This window comes from Pedobacter sp. HMWF019, assembly GCF_003061025.1.
GTDB lineage: Bacteria > Bacteroidota > Bacteroidia > Sphingobacteriales > Sphingobacteriaceae > Pedobacter.
The window spans coordinates 66,234-83,138 of the sequence record NZ_QAIL01000086.1 but is presented as its reverse complement, the minus strand read 5'-3'; the positions used below and the strand labels follow the sequence as shown (position 1 = coordinate 83,138).

General features: G+C 39.9%; 14 protein-coding genes and 1 pseudogene. 11 read left to right on the top strand and 4 right to left on the bottom strand.

Annotated features, from left to right (window positions below; translation table 11 throughout):
- Window positions 1-184 precede the first annotated feature (184 nt).
- Both DBR11_RS05695 and DBR11_RS05690 read left to right on the top strand, forming a co-directional pair.
- Window positions 185-2,500, top strand: a complete 2,316-nt coding sequence (locus DBR11_RS05695; protein WP_199233770.1) for a glycoside hydrolase family 127 protein — start codon at window positions 185-187, stop codon at window positions 2,498-2,500.
- 246 nt (window positions 2,501-2,746) lie between these two features.
- Complete coding sequence (locus DBR11_RS05690; RefSeq protein ID WP_108550637.1) at window positions 2,747-3,169, top strand: DUF1003 domain-containing protein; 423 nt, start codon at window positions 2,747-2,749, stop codon at window positions 3,167-3,169.
- 204 nt (window positions 3,170-3,373) lie between these two features.
- Here DBR11_RS05690 and DBR11_RS05685 read toward each other — a convergent pair whose 3' ends face one another.
- Window positions 3,374-4,354: a chlorophyllase gene (locus tag DBR11_RS05685; protein WP_108550636.1), complete on the bottom strand. Its 981-nt coding sequence runs from the start codon at window positions 4,352-4,354 to the stop codon at window positions 3,374-3,376.
- A gap of 135 nt (window positions 4,355-4,489) precedes the next feature.
- Between DBR11_RS05685 and DBR11_RS05680 the strand changes: the two genes are divergently transcribed.
- Window positions 4,490-4,873 carry a helix-turn-helix domain-containing protein gene (locus DBR11_RS05680; protein ID WP_108550645.1) on the top strand — a complete coding sequence of 128 codons (384 nt, stop codon included), beginning with the start codon at window positions 4,490-4,492 and terminating at the stop codon, window positions 4,871-4,873.
- A 202-nt stretch (window positions 4,874-5,075) separates the two neighbouring features.
- Window positions 5,076-6,539: a serine hydrolase domain-containing protein gene (locus tag DBR11_RS05675; RefSeq protein ID WP_108550635.1), complete on the top strand. Its 1,464-nt coding sequence runs from the start codon at window positions 5,076-5,078 to the stop codon at window positions 6,537-6,539.
- Between the two features lie 356 nt (window positions 6,540-6,895).
- On the opposite strand, the gene DBR11_RS05670 is transcribed toward DBR11_RS05675, so the two are convergent.
- The gene (locus DBR11_RS05670) at window positions 6,896-7,273 is read right to left on the bottom strand and encodes a helix-turn-helix domain-containing protein (RefSeq protein WP_108550634.1); all 378 of its coding nucleotides are present in this window, start codon (window positions 7,271-7,273) and stop codon (window positions 6,896-6,898) included.
- Between the two features lie 108 nt (window positions 7,274-7,381).
- Between DBR11_RS05670 and DBR11_RS05665 the strand changes: the two genes are divergently transcribed.
- Window positions 7,382-8,257, top strand: a complete 876-nt coding sequence (locus tag DBR11_RS05665) for an SDR family oxidoreductase (protein ID WP_108550633.1) — start codon at window positions 7,382-7,384, stop codon at window positions 8,255-8,257.
- A gap of 206 nt (window positions 8,258-8,463) precedes the next feature.
- Window positions 8,464-9,252, top strand: a complete 789-nt coding sequence (locus tag DBR11_RS05660) for a hypothetical protein (protein WP_146186469.1) — start codon at window positions 8,464-8,466, stop codon at window positions 9,250-9,252.
- 175 nt (window positions 9,253-9,427) lie between these two features.
- Here DBR11_RS05660 and DBR11_RS05655 read toward each other — a convergent pair whose 3' ends face one another.
- Window positions 9,428-9,934, bottom strand: a complete 507-nt coding sequence (locus DBR11_RS05655) for a DUF1003 domain-containing protein (RefSeq protein ID WP_108550631.1) — start codon at window positions 9,932-9,934, stop codon at window positions 9,428-9,430.
- A gap of 132 nt (window positions 9,935-10,066) precedes the next feature.
- Between DBR11_RS05655 and DBR11_RS05650 the strand changes: the two genes are divergently transcribed.
- Entirely contained in the window at window positions 10,067-10,918 is an 852-nt protein-coding gene (locus tag DBR11_RS05650) for an NmrA family NAD(P)-binding protein (RefSeq protein WP_108550630.1), read from the top strand.
- A gap of 15 nt (window positions 10,919-10,933) precedes the next feature.
- Here the strand turns inward: DBR11_RS05650 and DBR11_RS05645 are convergent, their stop codons facing one another.
- Entirely contained in the window at window positions 10,934-11,791 is an 858-nt protein-coding gene (locus DBR11_RS05645) for an AraC family transcriptional regulator (RefSeq protein WP_108550629.1), read from the bottom strand.
- A gap of 197 nt (window positions 11,792-11,988) precedes the next feature.
- On the opposite strand from DBR11_RS05645, the gene hxlB reads away from it, so the two are divergent.
- The 4 genes and pseudogenes from hxlB (at window position 11,989) to DBR11_RS05625 (ending at window position 16,856) form a co-directional block, all read left to right on the top strand.
- Window positions 11,989-12,594 (top strand): 6-phospho-3-hexuloisomerase, encoded by a 606-nt coding sequence (gene hxlB, locus DBR11_RS05640; RefSeq protein ID WP_108550628.1) that lies wholly within the window; start codon window positions 11,989-11,991, stop codon window positions 12,592-12,594.
- A 38-nt stretch (window positions 12,595-12,632) separates the two neighbouring features.
- A complete protein-coding gene (hxlA, locus tag DBR11_RS05635) occupies window positions 12,633-13,265 on the top strand; it encodes a 3-hexulose-6-phosphate synthase (protein ID WP_108550627.1) in 633 nt (210 codons plus the stop codon).
- 502 nt (window positions 13,266-13,767) lie between these two features.
- Complete coding sequence (locus DBR11_RS05630) at window positions 13,768-16,239, top strand: glycoside hydrolase N-terminal domain-containing protein (RefSeq protein WP_108550626.1); 2,472 nt, start codon at window positions 13,768-13,770, stop codon at window positions 16,237-16,239.
- Window positions 16,240-16,297: 58 nt separating this feature from the next.
- Window positions 16,298-16,856 (top strand): annotated as a pseudogene (locus DBR11_RS05625) (helix-turn-helix domain-containing protein).
- The last annotated feature ends 49 nt before the right edge of the window (window positions 16,857-16,905 follow it).

Below are 16,905 nucleotides of genomic sequence, written 5' to 3'. Positions count from 1 at the left end.
GTACTATATAGCAATGGTTTTGGATATAGAAGGAAAGATAAATAATTTGCTTCTTTTGCCGATGTTCTTTTATAAGTTTTTATATATTCGTTTTGTAATCGTCAATATAACGTTTATATAACCAAATGAAATGAGAAACCGGCCTGTATCTAAAAGCTATAAGATAGTCACTGTTTTTTTGCTTATGATATCATCTGGTGCTGCCTTTGGACAAACCAGCTTGCAGCCATTTAATTTAATGGAGGTTCGTTTGCTAGATGGGCCATTCAAGCAAGCACAGGAAACCGATAAAAAATACATGCTTTCGCTAGATGCCGATCGGCTTTTGGTACCCTACTTAAGGGAAGCTGGGTTAAAACCCAAAGCGACGTCGTACGGGAATTGGGAAAACACCGGTTTAGATGGGCATATTGCAGGCCATTATTTATCGGCCCTGGCTTTAATGTACGCTTCAACAGGTGATACAAAGGTTAAGGATCGGATGGAATATATGATTGCCGAACTGGATAAGTGTCAGGAACAAAACGGTGATGGGTATCTGGCAGGCATTCCAGGGGGAAAAGAAATCTGGAAGGAGATCAGAACCGGCAATATAAAATCCTCCAGTTTCTCGTTGAACGGGAAATGGGTGCCCCTGTACAACATCCATAAAATTTACGCAGGTCTATACGATGCTTATGCGGTTGCTGGTAATGCAAAAGCAAAGCAAATGCTCCTTAAACTGACCGATTGGTGTGTAGATCTGGTTTCCAATTTATCCGATCAGCAGGTACAGGAACTTTTAAAAAGCGAGCATGGGGGATTAAATGAAACTTTCGCACATGTTTATGCCATAACAGGTGATCAAAAATACCTTCAATTGGCGAGGCGGTTTTCGGATCGCTCTGTTTTAAATCCACTTTTAAAGCATACAGATGATTTGAACGGTTTACATGCAAATACGCAGATTCCTAAAGTAATTGGTTATGAGCAAATTGCTTTGCTGGATAAGGATGCTGATTGGGCAAGTGCTGCTGCTTTCTTTTGGAAAACTGTAGTAGAACATAGAACGGTAGCCATTGGTGGAAATAGTGTGAGAGAGCATTTTCATCCTGCCAATAACTTCTCTACAATGACCGAATCGCGGGAGGGCCCGGAAACCTGCAATTCTTATAATATGTTGAAACTGACCAAACAATTGTTTCTGGCTGCACCCTCTAACACTTACCTCGATTATTACGAACGTACACTCTATAATCATATCCTGTCTTCGCAAAGACCAGAAGGTGGTTTTGTGTATTTTACACCCATGCGACCTGGGCACTACCGTACTTATTCGAGTCCACAGGAAAGTTTCTGGTGCTGTGTAGGTTCGGGACTGGAGAACCATGGCAAATATGGAGAACTGATTTACGCGCACAGTGAGAATGATATGTATGTGAATCTTTTTATTTCCTCTACTTTAAACTGGAAGGAGAAAGGTATTCTGCTTACACAGCAAACACGTTTTCCAAATGCTGAAAATACCTCGTTCAAATTCAACTTAAAGAAGAAAAAGCATTTTGCCTTATATTTCCGTTGTCCACTTTGGGTAGAAAAAGGAAAAATAACCGTTTTGGTAAACGGAAAAAAAATTGCGGTTAAAAGCGATGCGAGAGGTTATGCCAGTATCGACCGTGTTTGGGCCACTGGTGATGTAGTTGATATTTCATTGCCGATGCATACCACTACGGATTTTATGCCGGATGGTTCTGATTGGGTGGCCTTTCTCCGTGGGCCGATTGTTCTTGCAGCAGCTATGGATACTTTAAGTCAGCCCAATTTAACGGCCGATGGCAGCAGGATGGGGCATATTGCGTCGGGAGCTTTGTTGCCGATCAGTGAGGCACCGTTTGTTACCGGAGTTAAAAACGCATTGGCAAATGAAATTACATTGGTTGATCAGAGCAGCTTGACTTTCAACGCTCAGAATGCCATCTATCAACCCAAATATAAATCATTAAAGCTTGTTCCTTTTTACACTTTGGCCGAAAAGCGCTATGTAGTGTATTTTCCTTACAGCAATGCTGAAACTTTGCCAGAACGTGCAAAGGAGATTAAACTAGCGGAAGAAGAAAAAATGAAAATTGAACAGCAAACTGTCGACATGGTTAATGTTGGAGAACAGCAACCTGAATCCGACCATAATTTTAAGGGGGAGCAAACGGATAACGGAATTTATCAGGAAAGGCATTTCAGAAATGGAAAAGGATGGTTTAGTTATGTACTTAAAAATAGAGATCTATCGGCCAATAAGCTGATTTTATTGTATTATGGCAAGGAAAAGGATAGAAGTTTCTCCATTTTAATCAACGGCGCTGCAATTGAAAATGTAAAGTTAGATGGATCCAAAAGCGATGCTTTCTATGCGCAGGGATATAATATTCCAAAGGAATTATTAAAGACAGATATAGAAGTGAAATTCGTGGCAGATCAAGGATCGGCTATTGCGAATATATATGAGATTAGGTTGATGAAATAGCCTAATGTGTTATATAAAAAAGAAATTCGCCTAAGCATTCACCAGCTCTGTAAATAAAGTAACAAGAAAGCAAAACTGATAATACCGTTACAATTCTCTTATTTTTAGTAGTCCAGTTAATTAGAAGATGATTTTGCATTTTAATAATTTGAATTTCGTTTTTGCTGCCTCAGCAAATATTGAGGAGTAGAAATGAAATGGAAGCTACTCTGAATTATTTTCTATATTTAGAAAAACAATCCCTATATGAAAAACGGTAAAAACTGGCATGACTTGCATAAGGAATCATCTACTTTCGGTCAAAGGCTTGCGGATTCGGTGGCAAATGGCATGGGTTCCTGGCGCTTTATCATTATACAAACATTGGTGGTTGCTTTATGGATGGGGCTCAACGTAATCGCCTTTGTTCATCATTGGGATGTCTATCCGTTTATTTTATTGAATCTGCTCTTTTCTACTCAGGCGGCCTATGCCGCACCCATAATCATGATGGCTCAGAACCGGCAGAGCCAACGTGACCGTGCACAGGCTGACAACGATTATAAGACCAATGTGGCAGCAAAAAAGGAAATCGAGGAGCTAATGATTCGGCTCGATAATATTGAAATAGAAAAACTGGATAAGATTATCCTCATGCTGAAAAAAATGGAGAAGTCAGGTGAAGAATAGTCCCTACATTAACCAAATATAAACATGACAAATCAGAGCCGTACTGTGTCTTCAACAGATCCTTTCATGTCTTGGCACAAGAGAGAAAAATTTAACTGGCTTTGGGAAAAAAGCGATCAAAAAACCAAACGCCCCGCTTCCTTTCAATGATAATGATTCTTTCCATATTGTCCCTCATTGAATTTATTCTCTAATATGCCAGACTTATTTGATAATGACATTCCCCTGCGGATTAGGGTTAGCCGCTAACCATGTACAGGCATCCGTCCACGCACTATCATTTGGGTAGAGTGCGCTTCTAAGATAGGCCCAGGTAAGTCGCTGTACAGTATAAACTCGATCAGGATTTTCATCTGTAGTCTCAGTTACCAGATACCCCGAAATCCCGCCAAGCATATGTTCGCCGCCAAATAAAGTAAGCAGTGCATTTGCACCGGAACTCAAATAGTAGGCATCTGTAAACCACTCTGGCCCCAGTACGGTCAATGGAGATCTGTCATCGTCTCCTGCAACCACAAGCGTTGGAATTTTCATTTCTTTATAACTCTGGTTTAGATGAGAGAAATGCTCTTTAGCGAAAGGGCTTAAAGCATTACCACCACGGCCACCAGCGCTGAGTAATACGCCAGCCTTAATACGCGAGTCAGAATGATTTTCACTTAAGCTGCCGTCAGCATTTATCACCCGCGTCCCTAGTAATATTGAAGTAGTTTGAGCCCCAAAGGAATGTCCTACCGCTGCGATAAGATTTTTGTTTAGCCGTCCTTTAAGCCCTAAAACAGAATCTTCAATAAAATCCAATTGGTCAAGAATATGCTTTGCATCTTCTACCCGGTATCTCCACATGTCTGGCTTCCGGGGATCTTCCAGATATGCTTTAACCGCTTCACTATGGTCTGCTTTGGGATTTATGCTAAGGGTCCTTGAATCCAGAAAAGTAGGCTGTATCACAATGAAGCCGTGAGCCGCCCAATAATTGACAACCGGAGCATAGGCATTCATTGAAGATCCAAAGCCGTGAGAGAAAATAATAACAGGCAAATTGCTGCCAGTTAACGGAGCGGAAACTCGAACCTGCAGTTGATGATCACGGCCAGGTGTATACAGTATAATCGGACTTTGAGAGACAACTGGTGTTGGAACACTTGTAGGTCCATTAATGGAAATAGGATTTGACTGATCCATATATTTTATTTTAAGACTTTATTGGTCACTATTACTTTATGAAAATGACATGATGCAAATTTACACGTGTTATAGTTTAGTTTTGTAATGGGTTTCCTCAAGGAAACTGATTTCCTTGAGGAAACCACTATTAAAATGAAAAAAAAGGACAACACAAATCAGGAGGCTTGTACCGTCCATCACCGGGCGATACGCGATACAATGGACGTTTTGGCTGGAAAATGGAAGATACCTATCATCGGTTCGCTCAGTTTTGGTAAAAAACGGTTTATGGAACTCATTATAAATATTGAAGGTATAGCGGCAAAAATGCTATCCAAAGAATTACAGGAATTGGAATTAAATGGTTTGGTTACACGGACTGTATTGAATACAAAACCAATAACTGTAGAATATGAACTCACAGGATATGGCTATTCGCTCAAACCTATAATCAATGAAATGGCTTCCTGGGGGATGCAGCATAGGGAGAAGGTTATTAAAGAAATTGGCAAAATAAAACCAGCAGCTGATAGTTGATCAAAGTACGTGGTTCGAGGCCCCTTATTCCGAACCAAAAACGGAGGGGGCATCGAATTGATAAGGCTGCTGAAAATACAAGTCTATTGCTGAAGGATTGATATATTTGCCCTATCATGGTTAGGGTTTTTAATTAAATTATAATGCAACAAATTAAAGGATTCTTAGTCTTATTAACGATAAGTACTCAACTGACATCGTCATGATAACCAAGCCAAAAGCCCTGACTCTTTTTATATTACTAATTACCTCTTTCCTGGTTAACATCAGTGCTATAAAAGCACAGGTGCCCATAGATAGTGTAAAAAAGGTCATCCAAAACGAGGTGGCTGGAAAAAGAAGCAAAAGCATCATAGTAGGAATTGTGAACATGAAAGGCAAACAGGTCTTTGCAGAAGGCGTTAAAAGCGATGCAGATCCATCCCTCCCAGATGGCAATACGATTTATGAAATAGGCTCCATCACAAAAGTGTTCACCTCGTTGGTACTGTCCAAGATGAGTTTAAGGCACGAGCTCAACTTGAATGATCCCATTTCCAAATATTTGCCCGCAGATGTAAAAAGCCCTTCCAAAAACGGTAAGGAGATTTCTTTGCTTAGCCTTTCCACCCATAGATCCGGTATGCCACGCTTCCCATACAATGTTGACCCGAAGAATTTAGATCAGGCCTATCAGGATTACACTATAAAAGAACTTTATCAGTACCTGTCAACTTTTAAACCACCCTATGAAATTGATAGCAGGTGGCGGTATTCAAACGTGGGCTACGGAATACTGGGAAACATGCTCTCAGTCATCGAAAAAAAAGATTTTGAAACGCTGATCAGAGACGAAATTACTATCCCCTTGCATCTAAATAATACCCTTATAACCCTGTCAAAAGAACAACAGGCCAACCTGGCCATTGGCCACGCAGAAACAGGAACCCCAGTCGGGCTTACAGAACTTGGCGCCATTGCACCCGGGGGCGCACTGCGTTCAAGCGTTGATGACTTGCTTGAATTCGCAGCAGCAAACCTGGCCCTTAAACAAACGAACCTCCTTCCCGCAATGGAACTAACCCATAAACTGCAGGCTAAAAAGGATGGAGATAATACCTATACCACAATGGGCTGGACACTTGTAGATAGCACAGGAAACGTTCTGTTCAAAGACGGAGGAATGCCGGGATACACAACTTTTATTGGAATAGATAAAAAAAACAAAATCGGCGTTGTGGTACTCTCCAATTCCAACAACACGGTGACCGATATAGGTAGATACATCCTGGAACCAGGCCGCAAAATCAATCCATACCAATACAGTTGGTCATTGCTGGATACTTTGAGGTCAACCTACAAAAACAACGGTATAGATGCCACGCTTAGCTTATATGAAACGCTCAAACTAAAAAAAGATAGCAAGCTCACTTTTAATGAAAACCAATTAAACTACCTGGGAAACGAACTTAGGACGAACAAAAAAATAAAAGAAGCCGTAAAAATATATCAACTCAACCTCAAAGAGTATCCAAACAGTCCATTGGCACTTGAAAGCCTTGGCGAGACCTACAGACGAGCTGGGGAGCTGCAAAATGCAAAAAACTGTTTTGAAAAGGCACGCTTTTTAGAGCCAGAAAATGAACACTGGACCTTTATACTGGGAAAACTCGAGAGCAAAAATTAAATAAGAACATATAAATCATTGCGGGATCGGAAAAGCCATTCTAACTGACCGCTTTCCATTAAATGCCTACTCCAATACTCCGTCAAAAAATGGGATGGAGCCAACAAGAAGTAGCGGCACTACTTAAAATTTCTATTCCTGAATCAAAGAGAAAGCTTATTGGTTGATCTTCAAATGAAGATGTTACAGTATTGCCAACAATTATGATTGCTAAAATATACTAATCTTAAACAGCTTTATCGAGATACATAACAATTGGTCTTAAATTTAGTGTTTTTACCGTAATTTGTCCTCCTTTAGAATATGAGACAGTATTTTGGTCCTTATGTCAAATGTAAATGCCAATAGTGCATTACTCATGACCATCTACTTTTGATCGTTTCTGTCCTATGTAGCATTCCCCAATCAATCATTGAGTCAATTACACTAGTTATACTTTTACCAGACTCTGTTAGAATGTATTCTATTAATACTGGAGTTTGATTGTAAACTCTGCGCTCTACAATACCGTTAATTTCCAGTTCTTTCAATTCTTTTGACAACATTCTGGGCGTTATTTTATCGATATTATCTTGTAAATCCTTAAACCGGGTTTTTCCATGTAGCAGCGAGGCAATTATTGGGAGTTTCCATTTACCATTCATGACATTTAAAGTGTCCGTTAATGCCAATACGTAATGTCGTGGGCACTGTTGGACCTTATCTCTATCTAATAATTCCTTGAAATCACTCATAATGTTATTACTTTTTTAAGTATACAAAAGTATAGTACTAATCTTTAATAACAAAGTATACTTAGTATATTAATATGCTTAGGTTTACATCACAATAAAATTTAAAATATGATTTTAGTAACAGGGGCAACAGGTCAATTCGGCTCAAAAACCATAGACCATTTATTAAAAAAAGGTGTTAAACCATCTGAAATTTCTGCTTTAGTAAGAAACGTAGCAAACGCAGACCATCTTAAAAGCAGGGGAATTAAAGTAAAAGTTGGAGATTACACAGACTATGATTCATTGGTTAAAGCATTTCAGGGAGTAGAGAAACTATTATTGATTTCTAGTAATGATAGAGAAGCTGTCGAAAATAGAACGGCCCAGCACATCAACATCATAAAGGCAGCGAAAGAGGCCAATATTAAATATGTTGTTTATACCTCTTTTGTAAGGAAAACAAATTTTGAGAATTCGTCTATAGCCGCATTCCAGAATTCGCATGCACAAACAGAAGCCTATCTGATAGACAGCGACATTGAGTATACTATTCTTCAAAACGGCATTTATCTTGAAATGATACCTATTTTTGCTGGAGAAAAAGTAGCTGAAACTGGCGCCATATTATTTCCTGCCGGGGATGGTAAAGCAAGTTATGTTTTGCGTGAGGAGTTAGCAGAAGCCGCTGCACACGTATTAACTACAGAAGGGCATGGAAAGCAAATTTATAGTTTAACCAATTCGACTTCGGTCTCTTTTGGTGATGTCGCCACGGCCATAGGTAATCAGTTGAGAAAAGATGTTAAATATCAATCTTTAGAAGTTGGCGTGTTTGAATCCAAAATGAAACAGTTTGGAGTTCCAGATTTGTATATTGGCATGTTTACCATGTGGGCGACAGCTCAGGCGGAAGGTACAATGGATGTGGTAAATGACACCTTAGAAGAATTTTTAGGTAGAAAACCTACAACTATGCCTCAGTTTATCGCTCAGGTTTATTAGGTTTTGCGTTTCAATACCAAAATCAATGATCCCAACTTGCCACCGAGATGATCATAGCACGTCTTTGTAGGTATTATTAGTTTGGTAACTATATACCTCTAATCAAGTTTAATTTTTAGCTATTTATTATCGTATAATAGCTGGATATTAGTTATACAGACTAATATGAAAATTCAAGGTTAACTGAAGGGTTTAGAACTAAACTTATGACAAGACGATCGATTACAATATTGACAACAGTATTTCTGGCAGTTATGCTGTTCGGAAAAATACATGCTCAAAATACGGAAACAGCAAACTTCATTGAACAAATAAAAAACTATGACCTTTCGACAATATTAACGGCTGAACATTTTTTAGCTGAAGATAGAGAGAATAGTAAAGATAAGATCAAACGAGCTGAAATTTTAGGTTTTATTGGTGACGATTACCAGAGATTTTTTATTCATTTCATTTCTGTCATTCAAAACCCAACCAATCCCTATGAATATTTAGTTTATGGTAAAACCATGGTTAAAAATAACGTTTGTTCATTTCAAGGGATGATTACAATTAGAGAAGCAAGAATTTATAAAAGTGGAGATATTGCCACTTATAAACAAGGTTTTGCAACGTGTGATGTAACACTATTTGAAGATAAAAAACAATCTTCTACTGGTCTTTTGAAAGGTAAACTGACCAGTAACTTTATCATTGATCATAAAAATCGGTTCCGTTATGACGCGTTAATGTATGTCGCCGACGGATTTTCAAATAATCAATTTGTTGGCCATTGGACAAGCTATAAAACAAACACTTCAAAAAAGTGCAATTGGGGAGACTACAGAGTTCCAGAATGCGGTGACCTCGATATTGGTGCTGGAGAGTTTAGCGTGAATGAAAAATATGTACGTAATGGCTGGTTAAGTTATATGCTGGAGAATATGGCACCCAATGGGGCAATTATTAAACCAACAACTGGTGAGAAAGCTAAAGATACAAAATGGTGGGAATAACAACTAGGTTATATCTCCTTCGGTGTTCGGTATTGGATGATCCGGCGTTTTAGCGCCGTTTGTTCGATAAAAGTACCTGTTTGCCTAAGTTACGGCGTTAGAGGGGCGAACAAATGGCGTTCTAACACAAAACCAGGTATAGGTTTTGTCGTTTTATAATCCTACGCTTGATGGTTTAGTCTTTTTGCTTGATTTTCGCTTTTTCATGGAGCTCCTGGAGATCGATGTTCTCTTTCATTTGTTCGAGTTCTGCGTCGCGTTGATCGATATGGAGTTTCTTTTGAATGTTATGGAGCATTTCAAGTATTTTGGTGATTTCTTTTTCTGCCTGAATGTTGATTTCAAATTCTACATCCTGGCTGATCTTTTCCATTCTTCCTTGTCTTTTCTGGCTGATCAATACCGAAACTGAAAGTACGATGGCAAATATGGATACACCCATTTCCAGCGCTGGAAATGGAAAGGGATCAAAAGGCTTTAGTGATGGTAGCAAATTCAGGTTCCATAGAATCCATAGCGAAAAAAAAAGGATACAGATAAAAAGGAAGGTAATGCTTCCAAAGGTATTGGTGACCAGTACGGCAATTTTGTCGCTTCTTTTTTTATTGAGCATTGGCCTTTCAAAATTGCTTTTGGTTTTATTTTCTACTGGATTGGAAGCAGTTTCTTTTACGCTGTTCATAGCCTGAATTGATATTCGCTAATAACAAATGAAAGATCCATTAGTTTTATTAGGGGATTTTGTGGTTGAAATCTCAAACCATCGTTGTTTTAGGCTGTTATAGTATATATCATTTCATTAAAAGATCTTGTTATGCATATTATATTAGGGGGTACAGGACATATTGGTTCTGCATTAGCTGAAGCTTTAATCGCTAAAGGGGAAAAGGTGACGATCATTTCTCGCAATCAAAGTAAGAGAGAAGAATGGGAGCAGAAAGGAGCGGAGTTTGCTGTGGTGGACATTTTTGATGAGCAGGCACTAAGGCAGACTTTTAATCTGGGAGAGCGCTTGTTTTTACTGAATCCCCCAGCGGCTCCTTCTACCGATACTGTTGCTCAGGAGAAGAAAAGTTTAGCTGCTATTTTAAAAGCATTGAAAGGTTCTAAAATAAAAAAAGTAGTTGCTGAATCTACTTATGGGGCGCAGTCTGGCGACGATATTGGAGATTTAGGAGTGTTGTATAGCATGGAGCAGGCGTTAGCGGAAATGGAAGTACCGGTCAGTATTATTCGTGGCGCTTATTACATGAGCAACTGGGCAGCGTCTTTGGATATGGTGAAAAAGACTGGTCAGCTCCATACTTTGTATCCCGCTGATTTTGAATTGCCGATGGTCGCACCTAAAGATATTGGCCAGTTTGCTGCCCGATTAATGCTGGAAGCGGTTGCTCAAACGGGTTTGCATCATGTCGAAGGTCCAAAGGAGTATTCACCTGGGGATGTGGCTGATGCTTTTGCGGAATTATTAAACAAGCCTGTAGAGGTTGTCCAAACCCCAAAATCCCAGTGGTTTGCATCCTTGCAGGAGATTGGGTTTTCAGAAAAGGCAGCGCAATCTATGGTTGCAATGACCCAGATTACCCTTGATCAGCATAAAAAAATAGAAGATCCAATTCGTGGCCAGACGACTCTGAAGGAATTCATCTCAGAATTGGTGAGATAAAACCTTCAAGTACTGTTAGACCAGTGTATTATTTTTGGATTCTATATGAGCCCTCGCCATTTTCTGGAATTCCTCAGGGGTTTGCCCGGTTTGTTTCTTAAAGAACCGGCTAAAATAAGGACGGTCACTAAAACCAAGATCGTATGCAATTTCTTTTATCGTGACCTCGCTATGTATGATTTTACGCTTTGCCTCCAGAATGATACGGTCATGGATGATCTGTGTGCCCGTCTTGTTCAGTTTTTCTTTAAGTATCTGATTCAGGCGTTTAGAACTGATCCCAAGTTTCCCGGCATAGAAATCAATGTTAGTTACGGTATTGAAATTGCCTTCCAGTAGCATCAAGAATTCGTAGACCCGTTTTTGATGAGTATCATGCCCCGTAAATTCAAGCTCTTTAACCGATATCAGTTTTAGCAAAAGCACTTTTAGCAGTGCTTTCATCATCACGAAGTTATTTTGTTTTTTGTATTCGGCTTCCATGATCTTGTAAATCTCACCCAGTTCTCTTGCCGAGTCTGCATCCAGCCTCAAACAGGAGAATTCACCCTGTACATTAAATATCCTGAAAAGATCTAAAAGAAAATCTTTATCCTCCTCCTCCAGCATGGAGCGCTTAAATGAAATCAGTTCTCCGTTTTTTCCTGCTTTGTTCAATTGGTGGACACGATAGGGTGGAATCAGGTAAACCCAATCTCCCTTACTCCTATACGCTGGATCGGTTATTCCATGCAAGGGATCCTCATTCTTGAGCCATACGATCTCAAAGAAATCCTTTCTTCCTGGATCATGTAGATAGCTGGGCGGACAGTTATGGAGATTGCGTATATAGAGCATTGCTTTTTCAAGGCCCAAAGTTACTTCTGGATTCATCTTGCAAAGATAAAAGGTTAAAGATCGTCTGGTTGGATAATTAGATAATTATGGAGGACAATTCGGAAATAGGTATTGAAATGATCTGTAATTATGACATTCAGTCTATTTTATTTCCAGATAATCCCATGTAATGCGCTGATAGTGTAAAGCACTAATCTACCTTCGGTTCTACCTTTGACAATTAAGAAACTGATATGAAAACAGAGGGAACAGAAACAGACAACTTGGATTTTCGGAATTTAAACAGAGAACTGCAATTAAACCTGGATTTAATCATTTATGAAAACCAGCAGTTGGCTAAAAAGATCGATACGGAAACCCTGATCCCATTAATCAATGGAATTCAATATTCGCAAAGAATCTTTCTAATCGCAGCAGGGCGGTCGGGCTTTGCATTACGTGGCGCTGCAATGAGATTGATGCATCTTGGTTTAACTGTATTTTTTGTAGGCGATACGACGACTCCGGCGATCGGGCAAGGAGATTTATTGTTAGTTGCTTCCGGTTCTGGCAGCACAGGCTCCATGGTCAGTGCTGCACAAAAAGCGATTGTTGCGGGTGCAAAGGTAATTGCTCTGACAACTGCACCACTTTCTGAACTTGCCGGAATAGCAGATCATACGGTTTTTATACCTGCGGCCGGAAAACAGGAATTTGAGGGAAAAAGATCAAAGCAATATGCTGGTAGTCTGTTTGAGCAGTTCTTATTTCTCTTAATGGATGTAGTTTTCCAATCGCTTTGGAAAATGGATGGAACACCTTCCGAGGTGCTCTGGGAACGCCATGCCAATCTTGAATAACATCAATATACACGAACACATATTAATTAAATATAATTATGGCAAAATTACAAGTAGCAATAGATTTATTGACGACAGAAGAAGCACTGGCATTGGCCGCAAAAGTAGCACCCTATGTTGACATTATAGAATTGGGAACACCTTTAATCAAGAACATGGGATCAACAGTGATTACCGCTATGAAAAATGCACACCCCGATAAATTGGTTTTTGCGGATCTTAAAACTGCTGATGCGGGTGAACTGGAAGCGGATATCGCTTTTAAAGCAGGTGCTGATTTGGTAACAGTTATGGGAGCTGCAGGAAATGCAACTATTATTGGTGCGGTAAAAGCAGCAAAAGCGCACGGGAAAGGTGTTGTAGTAGACACTATTGGCTATCCCGACAGGGTTAAAAGAGCTCAGGAAGTAACAGAACTTGGCATTGCGTTTGTTGAACTTCACGCGGGACTGGATGAGCAATGGACTGCAGGTTACTCTATCCAGGTGCTCATTGATGAGGCAGCAAGAGCTGGCGTTCCGGTTTCTATCGCTGGAGGCGTGAACATTGATAATGTTACAGCAGTAATCAGGGCTGGTGCCCAGGTTGCGGTAGCAGGAGCAGCCATCTATGGAGCAGAAGATCCAGCAGCTGCAGCCAAAGCCCTTCGAGAGGCCATAGACGCAGCTTAATCTGATCGTTATTTAACAATTGATCACCTTGCGTATTGCTGGAAGAGAAGGCGTTATTGTGTAAATGCGCGAAACTGCATTTGCAGGATGAGCAATTTAGGTAGTAGAAATATGTTTTACTGATTGCTCTGAATCTTAGAAGTTCTAAGGTTTGATCAGTAAAACATATTTTCTTGGTTGCAGATTGGGCTGGAAGCGGTTTTTTGTCGAACTTAGACTTATAGCCTTTTTTTTTATTTTAACCAAATAATACCTGTATAATACAGAGTATCTTTCTTTTCACTAACAGGCATGGTACTTTTATCCTTAAATAGAAGTACGTCCTTTTATATAAGATGTTGAAACTGGCATCTTATACCCACCTGATCAAAAATTTTTATAAAATGGCGGGTTAGTGAGTGTTTTTCTATATCTGCATTGTCTTACTTGGATATTGATGGCTCACACTATTCAGGTATTTAATGAAAAAATGTCGATATTCCGATTAACAAACTAAATCTAAATGAAGTATTTACTAACTGGTCTTTTATCTTTTTGTACGATTTGCTGTTTTTCTCAGCATGAGAATAACCTGAAATTGTGGTATAACAAGCCTGCCGAAAAATGGCTAGAGGCTTTACCCCTTGGTAATGGGAAAATCGGTGCTATGGTTTTCGGGGGAGTTGAGGAAGAACTGCTGCAACTCAATGAGAGTACATTGTGGAGTGGTGGACCGGTAAAAAAAGAGGTAAACCCTGAGGCTAAAAATTATCTTCCAAAATTGCGTGAGGCGCTATTGAAACATGAGGATTATACGGAGGCCAATTCTTTGTCAAAAGAGATGCAGGGGCTGTATTCTCAATCTTATCTGCCTATGGGTGATATCCTGATCAAACAGGATTTTGCGGGGCATAAATTTAGTGACTACTACCGCGATCTGGATTTGAACAGGGGAATTGCCACCACACGTTTTACCGTTGGGGATGTGAAATATACACGTGAAGTTTTTATTTCTTCCCCTGATAACCTGATGATGGTTAGAATCCGGGCCAGTAAAGCTGGTCAACTTAACCTGGCCATATCTGTAAAAAGTTTGCTGAAGTACCACCTGTCTCTGCCATCAGGAAATGAACTGGTGGTCAGTGGCAAAGCGCCGGCCCATGTAAATCCTTCCTATTATAATCCTAAAGATCAGGAACCTGTTGTTTACCAGGATACAACCGGATGTAATGGAATGCGGTTTCAATATCGGATTAAAGCCTTAAGTAAAGACGGGCGTATACTTACACAAAATGAACAGCTTGTTGTGAAAGGGGCAACTGAAGTGTTGTTGTATGTGGCGGCGGTTACTAGTTTTAATGGATTTGATAAATGTCCGGATAAAGAGGGTAAGGATGAAAATAAACTTGCCAGTGATTTAATACGTAAAGCTTCAGCAAAAACATATCTAAGTATTCTAAATGCACATATTGCCGATTTTAAAAAATATTTTGACCGGGTTTCTTTCTCTGTTAAGGATACATTGGCGGATAATCCGAATGTTAAGTTGCCTTCTGATGAACGCTTGAAGCGATATACTTCAGGGGTGTATGATCCTGGTTTGGAAACACTTTATTTTCAGTATGGAAGATATTTGCTGATGTCTTCATCCCGTCCAGGCGGGCCTCCTGCAAATCTACAGGGAATCTGGAATAAGGAACTCCGGGCACCCTGGAGTTCAAATTACACCATTAACATCAATACGCAGATGAATTACTGGCCCGCCGAGCTAACCAATCTTTCTGAAATGCACGAGCCGCTGTTGGACTGGATACAAAGTTTAGCAAAAACCGGAAAAGTAACTGCAAAGGAATTTTATAACGCCAACGGCTGGGTTGCGCACCACAATTCCGATATATGGGCTTTAAGTAATCCTGTTGGGGACCGCGGTGCTGGTGATCCAGTCTGGGCAAACTGGGCAATGGGAGGCAATTGGCTTTCTCAACATTTATATGAGCATTATCGATATACTGGCGATAAAAAGTTCCTGGCGCAAAAGGCCTATCCTGTGATGAAGGACGCTGTTCTGTTTACATTGGATTGGTTAGTTGAAGATAAAGATGGTTATCTGGTGACCGCGCCGGCAACTTCTCCCGAAAATAAGTTTAAGGATAAAAATGGAGTAGAACAGTCGGTATCCGTAGCAACGACTATGGATATGTCTATTATCCGGGATCTTTTTGCAAATGTTATTGAAGCTGCAAATGTTTTAGGGACCGATAATGGTTTTCGGGATGTACTGGTTGCCAAGCAAAAGAAATTATATCCGTTAAAAATTGGAGCTAATGGAGGGATTCAGGAATGGTACAAGGATTTTTCTGAAACAGATATTCATCACAGGCATGTTTCACAACTTTTTGGATTGCATCCAGGTCGCGAAATATCTCCTTTAACCCCAGCATATTTTGTGGCTGCGCGTAAAACGCTTGAGATACGCGGAGACGATGGTACTGGTTGGAGTAAAGGCTGGAAAATCAACTGGTGGGCAAGGTTACGAGATGGAGACCATGCTTATAGCCTGATCAGGCAGTTGTTAAACTATGTGGAAACCACTGGTGGCAGTGTAATGGGAGGTGGTACTTATCCGAATTTTTTTGACGCACATCCTCCTTTTCAAATTGACGGCAATTTCGCGGGTACTGCTGGAATGGCCGAGATGCTCATGCAAAGTCACCTCGGTTATATTCAGTTATTACCTGCCTTACCAAAAGCCTGGAGCGAAGGAGACATAAAAGGGCTTAAAGCCAGAGGTGGATTTGAAATCGCGATCAACTGGAATAATGGGAAATTACAGACTGGGTCAATAAAATCAATAAATGGGGATGAATGTATTTTGCAAACGGATATACCAATAAGAGTAAATGGTGTAAAGTTTAGTTCCGAAAAAAATGCCGGAGGCTACCAGACTAAATTTAAAACTTTAAAAAATACAGTGTATCAATTAGTCGCTTTATAAACGTGATTTGACCACCTTACTAAAGTGATATTGTTTTAGGCTTTGAGGCTTTCTCGGTTTGCCTGCACCTGCCCATCCCTTAATCAGTTTGATTGACGGCGCAACGAACCGGGTCATCTTAAGTAATTTGCCGCAGTTTCATGTACTGCATTTTTATAAAATTTCCTATAAATCAAGTTTGGGCGGCAAGTTAAAATATGGTTAGGATTATTACGATTTTGATGAAGGAGGTTTGTCATTTGCTGCACCTAATCAAGTTATTGGCAATCATGGGAACAATGATGCAGAAATATGCTCCCAATACACTTTGTTGATACACCCTGACTTTTTGTGGAATTATCCTTTAGCAAAAAAATAAAGCAATATGGTTTTTTTTCCTATGCTGCAAATGAAGCATTACACCTCTCGGACAAGGAAAAGGCGACCATAATTTCTATTCACAGCACCTTATACACCAGAAGATCATAGAGAAGGCGAAGGAAAAACTATCTGCCACAAGTTTATCGGTAAGCGAAGTTGCCTACGACCTGGGGTTTGGGCATCCGCAGTCTTTCAGCAAGTTGTTTAAAGCAAAAACTAAAATATCTCCTTTAGAATTCAGAAAGTCATTTAACTAAAGGCATTCTGGTTTTGGAGTTTAAAATAATTTCGCGTTTTAAATGCATG